General features: G+C 39.2%; 22 protein-coding genes. 14 read left to right on the top strand and 8 right to left on the bottom strand.

From position 1 onward, the window contains the following. The 4 genes from K8S13_RS03875 to K8S13_RS03860 form a co-directional block, all read left to right on the top strand. Window positions 1-446 (top strand): ABC transporter ATP-binding protein (locus tag K8S13_RS03875; RefSeq protein WP_291460596.1); only part of this gene is annotated, 446 nt, incomplete at its 5' end. 21 nt (window positions 447-467) lie between these two features. Then, window positions 468-2,081 carry an amidohydrolase family protein gene (locus K8S13_RS03870; protein ID WP_291460595.1) on the top strand — a complete coding sequence of 538 codons (1,614 nt, stop codon included), beginning with the start codon at window positions 468-470 and terminating at the stop codon, window positions 2,079-2,081. A gap of 51 nt (window positions 2,082-2,132) precedes the next feature. Beyond that, window positions 2,133-3,239: an alanine/ornithine racemase family PLP-dependent enzyme gene (locus tag K8S13_RS03865; protein ID WP_367172523.1), complete on the top strand. Its 1,107-nt coding sequence runs from the start codon at window positions 2,133-2,135 to the stop codon at window positions 3,237-3,239. A gap of 115 nt (window positions 3,240-3,354) precedes the next feature. Further along, window positions 3,355-3,822, top strand: coding sequence for an Lrp/AsnC family transcriptional regulator (locus tag K8S13_RS03860; RefSeq protein ID WP_291460593.1), 468 nt, complete (start codon window positions 3,355-3,357; stop codon window positions 3,820-3,822). 76 nt (window positions 3,823-3,898) lie between these two features. Here K8S13_RS03860 and K8S13_RS03855 read toward each other — a convergent pair whose 3' ends face one another. Both K8S13_RS03855 and K8S13_RS03850 read right to left on the bottom strand, forming a co-directional pair. Next, entirely contained in the window at window positions 3,899-4,312 is a 414-nt protein-coding gene (locus K8S13_RS03855; protein ID WP_291460591.1) for an HIT family protein, read from the bottom strand. After that, window positions 4,309-4,968 carry a PAS domain S-box protein gene (locus K8S13_RS03850; protein WP_291460589.1) on the bottom strand — a complete coding sequence of 220 codons (660 nt, stop codon included), beginning with the start codon at window positions 4,966-4,968 and terminating at the stop codon, window positions 4,309-4,311. Before K8S13_RS03850 ends, K8S13_RS03855 begins: the two co-directional genes overlap by 4 nt. Window positions 4,969-5,325: 357 nt before the next feature. Here K8S13_RS03850 and K8S13_RS03845 point away from each other — a divergent pair, with 357 nt between their 5' ends. From K8S13_RS03845 to K8S13_RS03830, 4 genes are all read left to right on the top strand, one after another. Further along, window positions 5,326-5,787, top strand: a complete 462-nt coding sequence (locus tag K8S13_RS03845) for a ferritin family protein (protein WP_291460588.1) — start codon at window positions 5,326-5,328, stop codon at window positions 5,785-5,787. 266 nt (window positions 5,788-6,053) lie between these two features. Continuing rightward, the gene (locus tag K8S13_RS03840) at window positions 6,054-7,421 is read left to right on the top strand and encodes a CoA-binding protein (protein ID WP_291460586.1); all 1,368 of its coding nucleotides are present in this window, start codon (window positions 6,054-6,056) and stop codon (window positions 7,419-7,421) included. Continuing rightward, entirely contained in the window at window positions 7,415-8,095 is a 681-nt protein-coding gene (locus K8S13_RS03835; protein ID WP_291460584.1) for an acetate--CoA ligase family protein, read from the top strand. The genes K8S13_RS03840 and K8S13_RS03835 overlap by 7 nt, the downstream gene beginning before the upstream one ends. 70 nt (window positions 8,096-8,165) lie before the next feature. Continuing rightward, on the top strand, window positions 8,166-8,957 hold the full coding sequence (locus K8S13_RS03830) for an exodeoxyribonuclease III (protein ID WP_291460582.1): 792 nt from the start codon (window positions 8,166-8,168) through the stop codon (window positions 8,955-8,957). Window positions 8,958-8,962: 5 nt separating this feature from the next. Here the strand turns inward: K8S13_RS03830 and K8S13_RS03825 are convergent, their stop codons facing one another. From K8S13_RS03825 to K8S13_RS03810, 4 genes are read right to left on the bottom strand one after another with little or no spacing between them, the layout of a single operon-like run. Further along, on the bottom strand, window positions 8,963-9,607 hold the full coding sequence (locus tag K8S13_RS03825; RefSeq protein WP_367172522.1) for a rubredoxin-like domain-containing protein: 645 nt from the start codon (window positions 9,605-9,607) through the stop codon (window positions 8,963-8,965). Then, window positions 9,561-9,779, bottom strand: a complete 219-nt coding sequence (locus K8S13_RS03820) for a citrate/2-methylcitrate synthase (protein WP_291460578.1) — start codon at window positions 9,777-9,779, stop codon at window positions 9,561-9,563. The genes K8S13_RS03825 and K8S13_RS03820 overlap by 47 nt, the downstream gene beginning before the upstream one ends. Window positions 9,780-9,796: 17 nt before the next feature. Further along, a complete protein-coding gene (locus K8S13_RS03815; protein WP_291460576.1) occupies window positions 9,797-10,126 on the bottom strand; it encodes a ferredoxin-thioredoxin reductase catalytic domain-containing protein in 330 nt (109 codons plus the stop codon). Further along, on the bottom strand, window positions 10,116-10,382 hold the full coding sequence (locus K8S13_RS03810) for a glutaredoxin family protein (RefSeq protein ID WP_291460574.1): 267 nt from the start codon (window positions 10,380-10,382) through the stop codon (window positions 10,116-10,118). Before K8S13_RS03810 ends, K8S13_RS03815 begins: the two co-directional genes overlap by 11 nt. A 234-nt stretch (window positions 10,383-10,616) precedes the next feature. Between K8S13_RS03810 and K8S13_RS03805 the strand changes: the two genes are divergently transcribed. The 5 genes from K8S13_RS03805 to K8S13_RS03785 all read left to right on the top strand — a co-directional run bounded on the left by K8S13_RS03805 (window position 10,617) and on the right by K8S13_RS03785 (window position 14,390). Next, complete coding sequence (locus tag K8S13_RS03805) at window positions 10,617-11,777, top strand: alpha-hydroxy-acid oxidizing protein (RefSeq protein WP_291460572.1); 1,161 nt, start codon at window positions 10,617-10,619, stop codon at window positions 11,775-11,777. Window positions 11,778-11,791: 14 nt separating this feature from the next. Next, window positions 11,792-12,223, top strand: a complete 432-nt coding sequence (locus K8S13_RS03800; RefSeq protein WP_291460570.1) for a flavodoxin domain-containing protein — start codon at window positions 11,792-11,794, stop codon at window positions 12,221-12,223. 9 nt (window positions 12,224-12,232) lie between these two features. Then, window positions 12,233-12,679: a thioredoxin TrxC gene (gene trxC, locus K8S13_RS03795; protein ID WP_291460568.1), complete on the top strand. Its 447-nt coding sequence runs from the start codon at window positions 12,233-12,235 to the stop codon at window positions 12,677-12,679. After that, window positions 12,663-13,634: an aminoglycoside phosphotransferase family protein gene (locus K8S13_RS03790; RefSeq protein WP_291460567.1), complete on the top strand. Its 972-nt coding sequence runs from the start codon at window positions 12,663-12,665 to the stop codon at window positions 13,632-13,634. The genes trxC and K8S13_RS03790 overlap by 17 nt, the downstream gene beginning before the upstream one ends. Window positions 13,635-14,009: 375 nt before the next feature. After that, a complete protein-coding gene (locus K8S13_RS03785) occupies window positions 14,010-14,390 on the top strand; it encodes a desulfoferrodoxin (RefSeq protein WP_291460565.1) in 381 nt (126 codons plus the stop codon). A gap of 83 nt (window positions 14,391-14,473) precedes the next feature. Here K8S13_RS03785 and K8S13_RS03780 read toward each other — a convergent pair whose 3' ends face one another. After that, on the bottom strand, window positions 14,474-14,947 hold the full coding sequence (locus K8S13_RS03780) for a ferritin family protein (protein ID WP_291460564.1): 474 nt from the start codon (window positions 14,945-14,947) through the stop codon (window positions 14,474-14,476). Window positions 14,948-14,966: 19 nt separating this feature from the next. Continuing rightward, a complete protein-coding gene (locus K8S13_RS03775; protein WP_291460562.1) occupies window positions 14,967-16,160 on the bottom strand; it encodes a flavodoxin domain-containing protein in 1,194 nt (397 codons plus the stop codon). A 210-nt stretch (window positions 16,161-16,370) separates the two neighbouring features. On the opposite strand from K8S13_RS03775, the gene K8S13_RS03770 reads away from it, so the two are divergent. After that, the gene (locus K8S13_RS03770; protein WP_291460560.1) at window positions 16,371-17,744 is read left to right on the top strand and encodes a TIGR01777 family oxidoreductase; all 1,374 of its coding nucleotides are present in this window, start codon (window positions 16,371-16,373) and stop codon (window positions 17,742-17,744) included. Window positions 17,745-17,900: the final 156 nt, after the last annotated feature.

The following is a 17,900-nucleotide window of genomic DNA, read 5'->3' as shown; positions in this document are numbered from 1 at the left end:
TCATATTGGATGAACCCACTGCCGCCCTGGATGTATCGGTCCAGGCCCAGATTATTAAACTACTGGAAGATTTAAGAGAACGGCTTAATCTGACATTTTTATTTATTTCACATGATTTGTCTTTAGTAAGTTATTTTTGTGACCGGGTAATTGTCATGTATTTGGGGCGAATTGTCGAAATTATTTCCGCCGATTTAATAGGAATATCCCCATATCATCCTTATACCAAAGCGCTGATTGAGAGTGTTTTCAAAACAGTGCCGGGCCAAAAAAATTATGTTTCCACGCTGGAAGGTGAAGTCCCAAGTCCATTTAATTCACCATCCGGTTGTGTGTTTGCCTCAAGGTGTCAATACGTGAAATCGATCTGTCGGGAGGAATTTCCTGTATTGGAACAAACCAAGGAAGAAGGCCTGGTGGCCTGCCATTTTCCTTTAAATTTTTAAAATCAAGTTGATAGGAAAAAAATGTGTGATTTATTAATTACAAATGGGAAAATTATTGATGGTTCCGGTTCTCCTGCTTATACATCTAATATTGCAGTTAAAAATGGGAAAATTGAAAGGATAGGGACTTTGATTGATATCAATTGCGATAAAGTAATTGATGCTTCCAACCAAATCGTATGTCCCGGATTTATTGATATTCATTCTCATACTGATGCCACTATAATGATTAACCCTAAAGCGGAAAGTAAAATCAGGCAAGGAATAACCACTGAAATCGTGGGGAATTGCGGCATGAGCGCAGCTCCCTTATCAACTGCTTTTTTAGCGGAAGTGAAAGATCATCTGAGTGTTAATTCTGATTATGGAAAAGCAAATGAAATCGGAAAATTCTGGATCACATTTGGAGAGTACATTAAGTTTTTGAATGATTTATCCCCGGGAATTAATCTCATGCCTTTGGTTGGCTTTGGAACCTTGCGGTGTGCTGTGATGGGATTAAAAAGCGGCCCGCCAACCAAGGATGAAATGAGAGGGATGGAAGACCTGCTGGAAAAAAGTCTGGAAGAAGGAGCCGCCGGTCTATCGACGGGTCTGGAATATGTTCCGGATTCTTTTAGCCATGTAGATGAATTGATTCGGCTCTGTCGCGTTGTTAAACGGCACAATAAGCTTTATGCCTCTCATATCAGGGGAGAATCACAAAATTTATTTACTGCGATTGAGGAAGCAATACGTTGCGGAGAAGAGTCCGGGTGTCAGGTTGAGATCTCACATTTGAAGTTAGGCGGAAAATTCAATTGGGGTAAAACAGATCAATTGTTTGGTTTTTTAGAAAGCGCAATTTCAAGAGGCGTTCATCTGTCCTGGGACCAATATCCCTATATTGCATGGGGTACAGGGTTGGTGGACTATATTCCGCGCTGGGTAATACAGGACGGTCATCAAAAGATGATTGAATATCTAAGCGACAATCCAACCAGAAAAAAGATTCGTCTGGAAATTAATAAGGCGATAAAACTCGGAACTCATGCGTATAATACTGCTCCATGGGAAAACGTTCAAATTGCAATGGTGAAATCACCCGAATACAAATCTATTGAGGGGAAAAGAATTGCTGTGATTTGTAAAGAATTGAAGATTGATCCCCTTGATTTTATTTTTGATCTGTTGATTAAAGAGATAGGATCAGTGAAAACATTGGTTTTCTGTATGGATGAAGAGGATATCAAGACGATCATGAAACATCCACAGACAATTATTGCCAGTGATGGGCGAGCCGTTGCTACTTATGGTGAATTAAATGTGGGGAGCACACATCCCCGGTATTATGGGGCGTTTCCTCGAGTACTGGGAAAATATGTTAGGGATGAGAAGGTATTATCCCTGGAAACAGCAATAAAAAAAATGACCTCAATGCCGGCCAAGATCATGAGATTGGACAATAGAGGAATTCTTGCGCCTGATAAGGTTGCGGATATAACGATTTTTGATCCGAAAACTGTTTGTGATGTCGCTACATATAAAAATCCACATCAATATTCAAAAGGCATTGAGAAGGTAATTATTTCCGGCAAAGTAATTATCGACCAGGGAAATCATACAAATAAAATGGCAGGCCGAATTATCAATTGAAATTGTAGGGGTGCCTTAAGCACCCTCATACAGACAGGTTTTATAACACTGATGACACGTTCATACAATAACTTAATGAATTCTCCAAGAATAGAAATCAACCTTGCAAAGATATACAAAAATACAAAATATTTAAAGGATTTATTTTTGACAAAAGGTATATCAATGATGGGTGTTACCAAAGGTTTCCTCGGCAGTCCGCCTGTTGCTGCTGCAATGACCGCAGCCGGGGTTGAGTTTATTGCCGACTCAAGAATAGAAAACATTAAAAAGATTAAAAAGTCCGGTATCAAAAACACCTTTGTTCTCATCCGAACACCACCCATGAGCAAGGTCAAACAAGTGGTAAAATATGCCGATATCAGCCTCAACTCAGAGATTGCTGTAATACAACAGCTGTCTGAAGAAGCCAGGGTACAGAACAAGATCCATCGCATCATACTGATGGTGGATCTGGGCGATTTGCGGGAAGGTATTTTGCCCCGGGATATGGATCAAACCCTTAAAATCATCAACACTTTTAAGGGAGTCAAAACCATTGGCATCGGCACCAACTTAGGTTGTATCGGGGCTATTCTTCCAGACCAGGAAAAAATGGATGAACTCTCAAAGATTGCCATAACATTAGAAAACAAATATAAAATTCATTTTGATCTTATTTCCGGAGGTAATTCTGCAAATTATCAATGGGTTAATAAATCTAACCGAATGGGCAGAATCAATAATTTAAGAATCGGTGAAATGATCTTTACCGGGTGTAATACAATTGACTATTCGCCAGTTAAACAACTTGAAATAAACACAAGCTGCCTTGTTGCCGAAGTCATAGAGGTCAAGCAAAAGGATTCTCTGCCCAGTGGTATCAGCGGCACTGATGCCTTTGGGGATGTTCCTGCCTTTTCCGATCGGGGAACTATCAGAAGAGCTATTTTAGGAATCGGTCGTCAGGATGTACTGACTCAGGGTTTGAGCCCGGTAGGTAATATGGAGATCATCGGTTCCAGCAGTGATCACATTATCGTTGATTTAAAAGAGAGCGCTGTTAAAGTAGGAGACCAAATTCGTTTTCATCTGACCTATGGTGCTCAGCTCTCAGCGATGACCTCTCCCTACATTGAAAAAGTTTATCTAAATGAAGGTCAATATGGACTAAATTAGTAATTTTTGATTTAATAATTATACAAGATTAGGATGAAGATATCGACTATGCGCTCAACATAATTCATAAGGTGATTGGGTAAAAATATAAGACTGCAGAGGTGATCTGGATAATATGAAAAAACTGGATGTGCTGGACAAAAAGCTGATACACTATCTGAGCGAAGACGGACGTATGCCGGTAAAAGAACTGGTCAACAAGCTGGAAATCACAAGCCCGACCCTGCAGGTGCGAATGAAAAATCTGCTACAGTCGGGTGTCTTGAAAATTGTTGGGCTTGTGGATGTCTTTAAGATTGAAAAACTCTTTATGGCCCTTGTGGCCATCAGGGTGATAGATGATTCAAAAATAGATGAAACCTTGAATGATCTTTCAAAGATGCAGGAAGTGCACAGTGTATGTGCTGTAACAGGAAGATATGATCTTTTTGCGGAAATTATTTTTTCAAAAGATATGGAAGCGCTTTACACCTTTATGTCATCTAAACTTCCCAAGCAGGGCAATATTGCTTCCAGTGAATCTTTTGTTGTGATGAAATCAAAAAAAAAATGGATGCTTATCCCGCAAGATATTGATTTTTAGAAGCCTTTTGTCAGCCCCGGGCCATCCGCTATACTTTTTTGCTACTGATCCAATGTCCAGCAAACGTGCACGCTCGTCAGTAGTTCATTTTATCCGGAATAACCCCCCGGACACCTCCTCTGGGGTTTGGTGTGTCATTTTCCCTTCGCGGGATGAGGTGAATGTGGGCGTGAAATACAGTCTGACCAGCGGTTTCTCCGCAATTTATACCAATATTGAAACCCTTAACCGTGGGATCTTTTTTAAGAATTTTATTCTTTAGCATTTCAATCAATTCATGCGCATCACACCGTTCTTGCCTGTTCATTTCAAAATAATCAAGGCAATGCCGTTTGGGGATGATGAGCATGTGGCTTTGGCTTACAGGTGAACTGTCCCTGATGGCATAGCTTGTTTTGTTTTCAGCAATGACTATTAAATTTTCTACTTTGCAAAACAGACAATGAGCTGTTGTTTTCAGATTTTTTGAAAAAATATCCGGCATGTTCATTTAATTTCAGAGGATTTATCTATATCAAAGATGGTACCTTTTAAATATCCCTTTGTTTCGTACCGGGTGATATTGGTCAGTTTCTTTGTAATCATACCTAATTTTTCTGTTTGCGATAATATTTTATTGATCAGGCTGATATTCGGATCATCATCTTCAATATTTAATTTGAGAAGTTCCAGGCTGCCGAGAATGACCTGTAGCGGCTGATTCATTTCATGGCAGATGCCGCCTGCTGTTTCTATGGCCACAAATACTTTTTCAGTTTTTTTCAAGTCTGTAATATCATTGACAAAGGCACAGATCCCATCGACATGGTTTGAGTTCTTAAAAATTGGATATAAATTAATTTCATAATATTTTTCATCTCTTTTTCTCTGGTAATTGATGGGCTTGCGAGTTTCCATCACTTTGTCTACCAGCATTCTGAGTCTGGAAAAATCATTTTCTTCAAAAAATATTTTAAAATTTTTACCGATCATTTCCTGGGGAGTTTTATTAAACAGCAAAGCACCAGGGGTATTCACGTTAATAATTTTTCCTTTAACATCAAACAGATAAATCAGGCTGTTTGTGGCATTGAACATTGCCCGTATGGTGCTTTCACTTTTTTTCAGGGCATCAATGGTCTGTTTTTTTGATTGATCCGGTAACATATTCACTCGCTTTGCCTGATGTTTATACCCAGTTTTTTTAATGTTAAAATATACCACAAAGAAAAATTCAATAAAAGGCTTATGCTTATTTTATTTTGCCTATTTCATTCTGTATTGTTTATTCAAAAAATGTGTTTATTCTTAAACTTAAATCTTTGCAGATAAAAAATGTGGATTCAGCACGGAATGAAATTTTAGGAAAATAAATTTTTAATTGAAAATTGGCCTGTTTATCATAATATATATTGTGTTTAAATATTCATTCATGTGGTATATAATTTGCTTATTAACTTAGTAATTGATATTTTGTTTGAAATAATAAATTAATTTAAAACCGCTAACACAAAGGAGAATAGCATGGAATTCGGATCGGTTGATAAAATATTAGATTTTGCCATTGGCAAGGAAAAAGAGGCAGTTGAGTTTTATACATCTTTAGCTAAAGAAGCTACCATGGCATCACTGAAGCAAACATTTGAAGGTTTTGCAAAAGAAGAAGAAAAACATGTTAGTCTTCTGTCAGATATGACAGGCAATAAAGAAAAAATTGATTCCTATAAATTTAAAGAAATTACAGATCTTAAAATCAGTGATTACATGGTGGAAACAGAGTATAAGGAAGGGATGCCCATGCCTGAAATCCTTAAAATTGCCATGAAAAGAGAAGAAAATGCAGTCAAGCTTTACTCCACACTTGCAGGCAAGACAGATCATGAAGGTGTAAAAAAAGTGTTAATGATTCTTGTTCAGGAAGAATCAAAACATAAGCTTATTTTAGAAACAATGTATGATGATTATCTTGCTGACCAAGACAATTAATTAATTAATCAATCAATTAATTCTCGTCAGTAAAAAGGGTTGATGCAGGGGCTTATCAACCCTTTTTTCAGATACAAACTAAGAGTGCCGGAGTAAGGGCCCACTCAAAAATAACTTTACATTTTGAGAGCTGATTCATCCTGTTCTACTTCGTTGTGAAAACACAGCATATGCCTGATATTCCTTAGTTTCCACGCCTTGTAGGCCAGGCGACTCAACTCTCAAAATCGGTAATTTATTTTTGAGTGAACCCTAAAGGAAGAAAAGTGGATTTAAAATATCTTTTCAGACCATTGACTATGGCGGTTATCGGAGTGTCCACATCACAGGACAATCATCCGGCTAACGTGATTTACAATAAAAATCATTTGCGGTATCCGGTTAAAGCATTTCCAGTGAATCCAAAAGGGGGAATCCTCAACAGGGAAAAACTTTATCCCAGTGTTGAGGATATTCAGGAAGACATTGATATGGCAGTCATTGCCGTCCGTGCGGAGGTTGTTCCCGGGGTGGTTGAGCAATGTATACGAAAGGGCGTTGGAGGTGCTGTGATCATATCCGGCGGATTTGCTGAATCTGGAAATTTAAGGCTACAGCAACAGGTGCTGGATATAGCAAAAGAAGCCGCGTTCCCCTTTGTCGGCCCCAATTGTCTTGGGATTTATGCTTCGGATTATGTGGATACATTTTTTCTCCCGGGAGAACGAATCATTCGTCCTGATAAGGGCAATGTCGGTTTTGTCAGCCAGAGCGGGGGCGTCCTAGTGGATCAGATGGTTAAATTTGCAGGTCAGGGTATTGGCATATCCCTTGCGGTGAGCATCGGGAACAAGGCTTATATCAGGGAAACAGATATGCTGGACTGGTTTGATCAGGATCTTGAGACAAAGGTGATCGCTTTTTATGTTGAAGGGTTTGAAAAAGGGGAAGGGCGACAGTTTATTAAAAAAGCGGAACAATGTTCCAAGCCCGTGATAATCTTAAAGGCCGGAAAGAGCAAAAAGGGGATTGAGGCTGTTTCCAGCCATACCGCGTCCCTGGCTGGGGATTACAGGGTTTTTTCTGAAATCATGAAACAATATTGTGTGGCTGAGGCAGAAAATGAATATGAACTGACGTCTTTTTGCGAGTCATTAAGCTGTTATCCCAAAGGCATAAAAGGCAATATTGGTATTATTACTCTGAGCGGCGGACATGGTGTTATTGCTGCCGATGCCTGTGAGCGGCATGGTATATCCATCCCCGGGATAGAATCTGCAACAATAGATATTATTAAGGAGAAACTGACACCTGGAATCAGAAATATTGTTTCCCTTGACAATCCTCTGGATCTCACCGGAAGCTCGACGGATTGCGATATTGTTACAACTGCAAGACATTTGTCAAGGGATGATAATATCGACTGTATCATGGCTCTGTTGATTCCTTATTCGCCGGGTATTTCTACTGATATCGGGGCTAAACTCAGCCAGGTGGCAAGAAATGAAGGCAAACCAATGATCGCATATGTTCCAAATGAAGATAAATATAAAATTATTATCGAAGGGTTTGAACTCAATAATATTCCCGTGGCATCCTCTGTGGAGGGGGCAGTGCTCATGGCCAAGGCATTGATGAGGTGCAGACCATGTTAAAGGAAAACAGCAAAAAAATTATAGAAAAAAGTAAATCCTTGGGATGGGTGCTGGAACCGGATGCCAAGGAATTAATGAAATTACAGGGGTTTGATATACCGGAATTTATTTTAACCAATTTCTTTGAAGAAGCAGATCAGTTTTTAAAGAAATTTGATTCTCCAATTGTGGCAAAAGCTGTTTCAAAAAAAATTCTTCATAAGACAGAGCATCAGGCTGTTGTTACAGGAATTTTGTCAAAAGATCACCTGAAAAGTCAAATGGTAAGACTGCAAAAACTACCCGGGTGCGAAAATATCCTTGTTGAACAGATGGTTCAGGGCGTTGAGGTCATTATCGGGGCAAAAAATGATTTTCAGTTTGGACCGGTTATTGTCTTTGGCATTGGCGGCACCTCTGTTGAAATCTATAATGATACGGCAGTCAGGATGGCACCGCTTAAACCAAACGATGTTTTTTCCATGGTTGAATCTTTGAAAGCAAAAAAGATCATATCCGGGTATCGGGGAAAATCTGGTGTGAATATGGAGGTTTTAACCCATTTACTTGTTAATTTTTCCCTGTTTGTCATGGAACTTGAAAATGATTTTGAATCTGTGGATTTAAATCCCGTTATTTGCACCAGGGATCGGTGTATCATTGCTGATGCAAGAATCATATTGCAATCATCCTGATTGAAAAAGTGATGGTCGATACACACTTGTATCATGAGACAAAGAAATAGATAAATATAAGGAAATATTTATGCCTGATAAAAGCCAGTTGAAAATAATATCCTGGAATATAAATGGATTGCGGGCAGTGATGAAAAAAGATTTTATAAAGATTATTCATGACCTTGATCCCGATATTCTCCTGCTCCAGGAGACAAAACTCCAGCAAGCTCAGCGGACCGATGAGATGATCCGTTTGCATTCCTATGAATCATTCTGGTCCTATTCAACTATTAAAAAAGGATACAGCGGCGTTGCTGCCTATTCAAAACCAAAATCTGAAAAAGTGACCACTTCATTTTTAAAACCTGAATTTGATAATGAAGGGCGGGTCATTCAACTGGATTATGATAATTTTATTTTATTTAATATTTATTTTCCAAACGGTCAGATGAGTGAAGAGCGCCTTCAGTATAAACTTGATTTTTATGACTGGTTTTTAAGCTATGCAAACAAACTCAGGGATCAGGGAAAAAGCCTGATTATTACCGGTGATTTTAATACGGCTCATAATGAAATCGATTTGAAAAATCCAAAACCCAATTCCAAACGATCCGGGTTTTTAAGAATTGAAAGGGATGTCCTGGACCGTATGGTTGATCAGGGGTACGTGGACACTTTCAGGTATCTTCATCCCAAAGAAGTTAAGTATTCATGGTGGTCTTACCGGTTTAATGCAAGAAAAAACAATGCCGGCTGGCGGATTGACTATTTTTTTGTAACCAGGGACCTTATTGATAAAGGCATTGTTAAACAAGCCTTTATTGATAATGACGTGTTTGGATCAGATCATTGCCCGGTGGGTCTTTTGATAGAAATTTAATATAGTTAATCTTTATACACCAGCTTCCCGCCAATATGCCCTGCAATGCCTGCAGCAATCAGCATAAGGATGTTTATGCAAAGAAATATCCAGGCTTTGGGCGATGATAGAATCTTTGGGTCTAACAGGTACCAGACAAAATTTATCACACATGAAACAGTGGTCAGTGCAGCGGTCAGGATTTTTAATTTAAAAATCATGGTCATGGTCCCGTTAAATTTTTTTTTCCATTCAAGAATTCCTGTGAAAATCACAAGAGGAAGGGCAATGATGACAAAAATAAGGTTAATAAAAGCGACTTTGGAAAGAAGGTCATAATCAAATATCCAGGCCGTAAGCCAGAGGATGACTGCTATGGGCAGTATCCCATTTGGCGTGTGCACTAAAACCGGGTGGGCATGGTGCTTGACCAGTAATGATTTGATTTTTTCAAAACCTGTCTTTTTAATGGCAGGGACGGGTGTCTGACCCTCATCTTTTGTTCCCAATTCTTTTCTTTCGGGTTTTTTTCTTTTGGGCATTTTTTCCGGTATGGAGGCTTCATCAATTTCCACGAATTTGCTTGCGGGTACGCCACAAATCGGACATTTTTCAGGTGGTGTGTCACCTCTGTGAATATATTTGCAAACTCTGCATTGCCAAACTTTCATACAATAACAGAAAACAGACTTCTTCAAAACTAGCGTTTTGGGCCAGATCTTCAATTAAAAAGCCTCGATAGATCAGTTTTCCTTCTTTTCCCCGGACATCACAAATCTTTGAACTGGCCACATCAATGCCACGAAGGCCGGTATTCATAACAGGTAATATACAGTCATCCATGAGGGTCTCCTTAAAAACTAAAATATTTTTTCAGGGGGTCTTCTTTCAGGAACATCTTCCGACTCGATTTCATTGTTATGAAGTGCCTTGGAAATGTAAAGTCCGCAAAAGCAGGCCCCGTATTCTTCCAGGTCAGATTCCCGGTATTCACAGGGACAGATGATGTCTTTGTCATTTTCCCTGTCACCACAGGCAAGCCTGCAGGGACAGGCCATATATCCATATCGCTCTTTATTTAAAAGAAGAGCCTCAAGAAGCTCAAACACCAGATCCTTATCCTTATTAAAGTGAATCCCTTTTGCTTCCTGGGATTTTTTTAATGCTGCATAGAGTTGTTCAATTTTCATTTTTAATCCCTAAAGCCTCCTTAATTTGTTTTTCTTTATATCCGACAATGACGGTGTCATTAATTTTAATTGTGGGAAAAGAACAGCGGGGATTCATTGCTTTAATATCTGCCAGAATGGCTTTTCGCTCTGCTCCTTCCAGGTCATCCACCTCGATGTAGTCATATTCAACATTGCATTCGGAAAGCAGTCTTTTGGTTGATTTGCAGTGGCTGCAGGTACTTAATGCATATAATATTGTTTTACTTTTGGTCATATGTTTCTCCTTTGCAGGGATAAGTTTAAAATAATAAAGTCTGCACGATTTGTGCCAGGTTTACAAGTTTAAAGCAAAATTTGGATTAAGTGAACTCCAAAGATTTTAATTTTGTATGGTCTGATTTTTGCAGTCTAAAATTTTACAGAAAAAATTATTTTTTGAATACAGGTTTGCTAAAATTAGAATGAATGATATTCTCGCCAGAGCCTAAATCAAAAAAGGAGAAAATTAATGAATCAGTGGTATTGTTCTGTTTGTCATGAGACATTTAATAGTGAAAATAAACCCGGCATATGTGAGGTTTGTCATGCAGACGATAGAATGATTATGAATATGAAAGAGATCCCCCAATTCCTTGAACAGGTAAGGGATCTGGCCAGGAAAAAGCTCAAGGGAATCTGTGCGGCATATCCGTCATGTGACGGCAACTTTGATAAAATATGCCAGCGTGAAGCATATGGAAAACCCATCGGGCTTGGCGGTGTAGGGCAGGGGCAGTCTTTCAGGGCAAATGTTGAAGCCCTTGCAGACATCCAATTGAATATGTCGGTATTGGGAGATCATTTTGAACCGGATACCTCTTGTTCCTTTCTGGGCATTGATCTTGAATTTCCGGTGCTGGCTTCATCTACGGCAGGTGCCCAGAAGTATAATGATGCTCTAGATGAAACCATGTTCTGCACATCAGTATTAAGAGGATCAAAAGAAGCGGGCACCATTGGACTCCGAGGGGATACCTGGTTTTATACACCCGAGGATAACCCGTCGTTAAATGCCATGAAAGCCTGTGACGGGTATGGTATTCCCATATTCAAGCCACGGGCACAGGATGTTTTAAAAAAGCTGATTGAAAAAGCTGAAAATTATGGCTGTAAAGCCGTTGGTATAGATCTGGACGGTTGCGGGTCAACCATTATGGCATTGCATGGGCAGCCTGTATTTAAAAAGAGCGTCAAAGATATTGAAGAATTGGTAAAATTCACATCGCTGCCCTTTATTGCCAAGGGTATCATGATCCCGGATGAAGCGCAAAAGTGTGCGGACGCAGGTGTTTCGGTTATCGCAGTATCTAATCACGGGGGTCGGGTTCTGGATTCAACCCCTGGCGTTGCCACCCTGCTGCCCTTGATCAGAAAAAAACTTGGGAATTCCGTTACAATTACAGCCGATGGGGGTGTGAGAACCGGGTATGATGTGTTGAAGATGCTGGCACTGGGTGCAGATGCAGTCCTTTTGGGAAGAGACATTATCCGGGCAGCGGTCGGTGCCGGAACCCTGGGTGTGAAACTGCACCTTGAGCACATCAAAAAAACCTTGAAAAAAGCCATGTTTATGACCGGAACAAAGACCATCAAGATGGCGGATTCAAAAATTTTATTTAAACATAGTTAAACAAAGGAGAAAAAATGGGAAAAGTTTTAATTGTATACGCATCAAGATCTGACGAGACAAAAGGGATTGCCGAATTGATCGCAGAGGGTGTTCGCATTTCAGGACATGATGTTGATGTTAAAAAAACAAGTCAGATTAAGAGTGAAGACGATTTAAAAGGGTATGACGGATATGCATTTGGTTCGGCAACCTATCATGGTGAAATGATTACATCCATGAAACAGATTCTGTTTATAGCAGAAAGAGCAGAGCTTAAAGATAAGCCCGGTGGTTCTTTTGGTGCCTATGGCTGGAGCGGTGAGGCTCCGGGAAGAATATTTGAGACCATGGAGAATATTTACGGTATGAAAATGGTGTCAGGCCCTTTAATGCTCAAGGCAAGCTGGGTAGGAGGGGGAATTCAGGCCGCTCAGGAATATGGGAAAAGTATTACAGCAATGATTTAGGATGTCATAATGAATGAAAACAGCTTGATATTGGCATGTTCAAAGTGCAAAGCAAAAAACAGGATTCCAATATCCCGTATAGATGAAATGCCAAAATGCGGGAAATGCGGGAATGCATTGCCGGTAGAAATGTTCAGCCGTCCGGTCAATGTTACGGACAGCACCTTTGATCGGGAAGTGTTGGCTTCAACACTTCCCGTACTGGTGGATTGCTGGGCACCCTGGTGTGGTCCCTGCAAGGCGGTTGGTCCGGTTCTGGATGAGCTTGCCGTAAAATACAGGGCAAGGTTAAAAATAGCCAAGCTCAATGTGGATAACAACCCGCAGATTGGATCGAGATATTCCATCTCAAGTATTCCGACCATGCTTTTGATAAAAAATGGTCGGATCATTGATACACTGGTGGGTGCATTGCCAAAAGAACAATTGGAATTGCAGATTGCAAGAATTCTTTAATGATAAAAATGAAGAATTTATTCAATGGTTAAATTGTCAGTGGAATATTGAATTTGAATGTGTCCGTGGGGATATTGATATCCAGGGCAGTCCCGAACGGACACTCTCCCGTGCGGTACTTCAGGATAAAGACGGCACGCTTTTTTTGCTTGAAAAATTTTCTAAAAATAAATTTCAAATTCGGCAAAATGTTGCAAAAGCAATTGAATATTTGAATGATAATGGCTTGAAACTTGCCTTATTATACCAAAAATCCAATTACGGGGAATTTTTGCCGTTTTTTAAGGACGTCTGTTTTCAACTTTCTCGTTTTATAGATGGTACTGTATTAAAGCGGCCGGACTACCTGTCCTCATCAAAGATGGGAAACAGTTTTGCATTGTTTTTAATGGGTCTCTCCAAGGCCTCTGCTAATATAGGAAATAACATCTCTTTTGAGCCTTTTTCCATTAAAAAATATATTTATAAATTATTCAGTGAAATGAAAATTTATGATAATTCGGCCTATAAAAAATATCTTCCATTTTTAGCATTTTTAGAAAAAGAATTCATGGAGATTCATGACAATCTGCCAGTTTCTTTTTGTCATGGAGACCTGCATCCTTTGAATATTATTTGGAATCATGATCAAATAAGGGCTGTGATCGATTGGGAATTTGCCGGAATGAAACCTGCTATATATGATGCGGCCAACCTTGTCGGATGTGCCGGAATTGAGAACCCGGACGGTCTGGGAATGCCCATGGTTATGACTTTTATAAAAGAGCTGCGAGGCAAAGATATCTTTAGTAAAATGGGGTGGCGGTTTTTTCCGGAATACCTCCTGGCACTCAGGTTTGCCTGGTTATCAGAGTGGCTCAGGAAAAAAGACAAACAAATGCTAGAAATGGAAGAAGTCTATATGGGGATTCTTGTCAATAACATGGATATTTTAAGACAGGGATGGCAAATTTGAAGATTTGTTTGATACATATTTGTATTGTCTGCTATGGAGTGCCGGTACGATTATTTGAGACATGAATGTCTCTGTCATCTTTATCTAATAGTATTTCACATTTATCATGTATTGCGATTTGTTGAACCAAAGGGGCTTTCGCAAAGATAGCATCTGGTTTTGATCAATTGGCATGAGGTTTGCTAAATACTGAATATAGAAAGGGTAATAAAAAATCCAGGCAGGAAATATTTCTGGAAAATTCGTTGTAAATGGCGTATAAAATTTTGTATCTCTATTTGATTTTTTTTATTCACCTGTATTTTTTTAGAACCTAAACTTCATTTTGTGGAACTATAACAATAATAAAACCTAAAAAAAAAGGAGAGATTGAGAATGGCTGAACAACTTGGTATTTATAAATGCAGTAAATGTGGGAACATCGTACAGGTACTTCATGGAGAAAAACCACCGGTCATGTGTTGTGGACAGGAAATGGACCTCCTGATTGAAAATACTGTGGATGCAGCAGTGGAAAAACATATTCCTGTAATTGAAAAAAGTGATGGCGGGTATTTGGTGAAGGTCGGCAGTGTTGCCCATCCCATGGGAACTGATCACTGGATAGAGTGGATTGAACTTGTTTCAGAAGATAATACACTTATCCAAAGACAGATGCTGACACCGGCAAGTACACCGGAAGCCCAATTTAAAACCGATGCTGCTAATGTTGTTGCAAGGGCCTATTGCAATCTTCACGGTCTTTGGAAATCTTAAGGCTTGTTTAAATAAATACACATAAAAATTAAAAACCCATAGTATGCTAAAGCCAGGATACTATGGGTTTTTATTTTGAAACGTTAATTCTCCTCAATCAATTTCCCGGCAAGAAGTTTGATATGGCTCATTTCTTCCTTGATAATATCATCAATCTTTGATTGACCCAGTTTTGCAGAAACCAGTTCTTTCATCCCCAGATAAAATGCAATGGAATCTTTTTCTGTCTGAATAGCAGTGCTCAATATGCTCTTAAAGCTGTTATCGGGCTGGTCTTTTTCAAAAAAGACCCGGGTATCAGCCAGTGCTTTCAGATAAAGGACATTCTCATCATCGGGATCAAAGGTTGCAGCAAAGGTTTCCTCATCTTTTAATTCTTTTAGCATATTTGCAAAGGTTACTTCATGATCGTCTTCCATGGAAGCCAGCTCAAGAAGAAATTGTTTGTGTTTTTCCTCTTTTACCTGTTTTGCAGCATTCCGATAAAATATTGCACCATTTTGTTCAATTTTTATAGCAATTTCAAAAATATCTTTTGCATTAAACTCGTTAGCCATGATTCCCCCCAGGTTATCTCTATAACCTTTCTTTTAATGTTTTAGCGATTTTTACGCCCAGATCAAAACATCTGTTCAGATCATCTTCATCAGGAACATATTGAACTTTAACACCATCATCAATGATATCCAGTTTCATTTCAGTAAATTCTTTATTAAGGATTTTTACTGCTTCACCACTCCACCCGTAAGAACCAAAGGCAGCCGCAATTTTATTCTGAGGTTTCAGGCCTTTGATATATGTCATGACATCTGCAATAACAGGGAAAATACCGTTATTGAGAGTAGGAGAACCTACCACAATTGCTCCTGCTTCAATAATTTCCGTCATGATATCGCTTCGATGACATTTCCTGGTGTTCATGAGTCTTACATTCACATCTTCCGATTCAATACCGCTGGTAATGGACCGGGCCATCTTGGTTGTACTCTCCCACATGGAGTCAAAGAAAACAACCACCTTGTTTGCCGGTTCCTGTTTGGACCATTTATCATAGAGGTTAATGATTTTAGACGGGTTATCCCGCCAGAGAATACCATGATCCGGGCAGATCATATTGATCTTCAGATTCATTTTTGCAACATCTTTTAAAAGTGCCTGTACCCTGGATGAGAAGTGAAGAAGAATATTGGCATAGTATTTTCTTGCATGGGGGATGATTTCATCTCCGATTTCGTCGTCAAAGAACATGTCGCCGGCATAATGCTGTCCAAAGGCATCACTGGAAAACAAAATGGCGTCATCCACAAGATAGGTGAACATACTGTCCGGCCAGTGAAGCATTTTTGTCTCAAGAAAAGAGAATGTTCTGTTTCCGACTTTGAGTTCATCACCACTTCCCACAACCTGAAAATTAAAGTCACGATTAAAATGGCTTTTCAGATTTTTGGCACCCATCTTTGAACAATAGACGGGTTTGTCTTCACCGATTATCTGCATCAGTTTGGGGATGCCCCCGGAATGGTCCATTTCCGTATGATTACTGATAAGCATATCAATTTTTTTTGGGTCAATAATTCTGCTGATATTGGAAAATAGTTCATCTGAAAATTTTTCTTTTACCGTATCAATGAGAACATTTTTTTCACCCAGTACTAAAAATGCATTATAGGTTGTACCTTCATAGGTGGAATAACCATGGAAATCCCTGATATCCCAGTCACGGCATCCAACAGAATATATCCCATCCGCTATTTCAATGGGTTTATACATTTATTTTATACCTCCCTTAATAAGTAATAAATATCAATTTAAATATTCACTAAATATGTTTTACTGCTCTTAACTGTCTCCAAAATTAATGCAAAGAGTATGCCTTAAATTTGAGTTTTATTTCCTGATAAAAAGTGTTTTAACTTGAAGATTATTATTATAATATAAAAAACGCAAAATCAATGAATCATTTATTCAATAGAGTAAAATATGCGTCATAATGTTTATATAAAAAAATCAAAGATAAAAGCACCCGTTGAAACTCTATTTTCGTGGCATGCGGCAAATGGAGCCATTTCAAGGTTGACGCCGCCGTGGGCGCCCTTAAAAATGATTGCGCGCAAGGGTAATGGTATTCAAAAGGGAGTAAAGGTATCCTTCAGGCTAAGTATTTTTAAGATACCCATGATCTGGGAGGCACAGCATATAGAATACCAGGAAAATAAAATATTCAAAGATCGTCAGATAAGAGGGCCGTTTTCCAAATGGGAACATACCCACAGGTTTGCAGCGGACGGCAAAGAAAACTCAACCATGGAAGATAGTGTTGAATTTGAATTGCCGCTTGGAATTTTAAGCCGGCCATTTTACAGGTTTGCCAAAAAAGAGTTTGAAAGAATGTTCAGTTATCGGCACAGGGTGCTTAAATACGACCTTGAACATCATGTGGACAAAATTCCCAAAAAAAGAATCCTTATTTCCGGTGCCAGTGGAACCATAGGAAGTACATTGGTCCCGTTTTTGAGAACCTGTGGTCATGAAGTGATCCGGCTGGTTCGAAAAGAGAGTAGCCTTTTAGAGGATGAGCTTTTCTGGGATCCTTACAAAAATATACTTGATCTTGAAAATGCAGGATACTTTGATGTTGTCATCAATTTAAACGGTGTTGATATTTCAAGGGGAAGATGGACGGAAAGCCAAAAAAAAAAGATTGTTGACTCCAGAATAATCCCCACCCGGCTGCTTGTGAAGAAAATGGCAGACCTTGATCAAAAACCCGGGGTTTTTATTTCTACTTCTGCCATCGGGTTTTATGGTGAAGGAAAAGATAAGGTATTAACCGAGGATAGCGGTGTGGGCGATAGTTTTATTTCCAGGGTTTGCAAGCAGTGGGAAGATGCATCCATTGATGCTCAAAAGTCGGGCATCAGGACTATTCAGCTAAGGATCGGAGTCGTACTAACCCCGGCCGGCGGAGCTCTTAAAAGAATGGAACTGCCGTTTAAGACAGGCTGTGGTGTGAAGCTTTCCCATGGCAGACAATACATGAGCTGGATCAGTATGGATGATGCAGTATCCGGTATCCTGTATATATTGGGTCATCCTAAACTCCAGGGGCCTGTAAACCTGGCCGCCCCAAATCCTGTCACCAATAAGGAGTTTTCCAAAACACTGGCCAACGTTTTTTCAAAAAAATTATTTTTTACCATGCCAAGATTTCTGGCATTGGCTTTGTGGGGAGAAATGGGAAAAGAAACCCTTTTGACCAGTACACGGGTGAGACCGGCAAAGCTTTTGGATAATGGGTTCTCGTTTCAACATGAAGCACTTTTGCCTGCATTCAAAGATGTACTTGGCAGATAGAATTTATATTTTTCAAATGAAAAACAACGAACACAAATAACTATAAGAGTGCCTGAAATGAATATCAAATTAAAAATATTATTTTCCATATTAATGATCACAGCCCTTGTTTTTGGATTCATTCATATTTATTTCCCGGCAGATAATTATAGTTTT

Source organism: Desulfobacula sp. (assembly GCF_021107415.1).
Note: the sequence above shows the minus strand (reverse complement) of the source record. Positions and strands in the feature narration are given on the sequence as shown.

What these genes read in the sequence shown, in the direction of transcription:
- K8S13_RS03770 (WP_291460560.1), top strand. Translation starts at nt 16,371, where the DNA reads ATGCGTCATAATGTTTATATAAAAAAATCAAAGATAAAAGCACCCGTT.
- K8S13_RS03820 (WP_291460578.1), bottom strand. Translation starts at nt 9,779, where the DNA reads ATGGATGACTGTATATTACCTGTTATGAATACCGGCCTTCGTGGCATT.
- trxC (WP_291460568.1), top strand. Translation starts at nt 12,233, where the DNA reads ATGAATGAAAACAGCTTGATATTGGCATGTTCAAAGTGCAAAGCAAAA.
- K8S13_RS03835 (WP_291460584.1), top strand. Translation starts at nt 7,415, where the DNA reads ATGTTAAAGGAAAACAGCAAAAAAATTATAGAAAAAAGTAAATCCTTG.
- K8S13_RS03870 (WP_291460595.1), top strand. Translation starts at nt 468, where the DNA reads ATGTGTGATTTATTAATTACAAATGGGAAAATTATTGATGGTTCCGGT.
- K8S13_RS03785 (WP_291460565.1), top strand. Translation starts at nt 14,010, where the DNA reads ATGGCTGAACAACTTGGTATTTATAAATGCAGTAAATGTGGGAACATC.
- K8S13_RS03845 (WP_291460588.1), top strand. Translation starts at nt 5,326, where the DNA reads ATGGAATTCGGATCGGTTGATAAAATATTAGATTTTGCCATTGGCAAG.
- K8S13_RS03865 (WP_367172523.1), top strand. Translation starts at nt 2,133, where the DNA reads ATGACACGTTCATACAATAACTTAATGAATTCTCCAAGAATAGAAATC.
- K8S13_RS03855 (WP_291460591.1), bottom strand. Translation starts at nt 4,312, where the DNA reads ATGAACATGCCGGATATTTTTTCAAAAAATCTGAAAACAACAGCTCAT.
- K8S13_RS03815 (WP_291460576.1), bottom strand. Translation starts at nt 10,126, where the DNA reads ATGAAAATTGAACAACTCTATGCAGCATTAAAAAAATCCCAGGAAGCA.
- K8S13_RS03810 (WP_291460574.1), bottom strand. Translation starts at nt 10,382, where the DNA reads ATGACCAAAAGTAAAACAATATTATATGCATTAAGTACCTGCAGCCAC.
- K8S13_RS03830 (WP_291460582.1), top strand. Translation starts at nt 8,166, where the DNA reads ATGCCTGATAAAAGCCAGTTGAAAATAATATCCTGGAATATAAATGGA.
- K8S13_RS03800 (WP_291460570.1), top strand. Translation starts at nt 11,792, where the DNA reads ATGGGAAAAGTTTTAATTGTATACGCATCAAGATCTGACGAGACAAAA.
- K8S13_RS03860 (WP_291460593.1), top strand. Translation starts at nt 3,355, where the DNA reads ATGAAAAAACTGGATGTGCTGGACAAAAAGCTGATACACTATCTGAGC.
- K8S13_RS03805 (WP_291460572.1), top strand. Translation starts at nt 10,617, where the DNA reads ATGAATCAGTGGTATTGTTCTGTTTGTCATGAGACATTTAATAGTGAA.
- K8S13_RS03850 (WP_291460589.1), bottom strand. Translation starts at nt 4,968, where the DNA reads ATGTTACCGGATCAATCAAAAAAACAGACCATTGATGCCCTGAAAAAA.
- K8S13_RS03780 (WP_291460564.1), bottom strand. Translation starts at nt 14,947, where the DNA reads ATGGCTAACGAGTTTAATGCAAAAGATATTTTTGAAATTGCTATAAAA.
- K8S13_RS03775 (WP_291460562.1), bottom strand. Translation starts at nt 16,160, where the DNA reads ATGTATAAACCCATTGAAATAGCGGATGGGATATATTCTGTTGGATGC.
- K8S13_RS03825 (WP_367172522.1), bottom strand. Translation starts at nt 9,607, where the DNA reads ATGAAAGTTTGGCAATGCAGAGTTTGCAAATATATTCACAGAGGTGAC.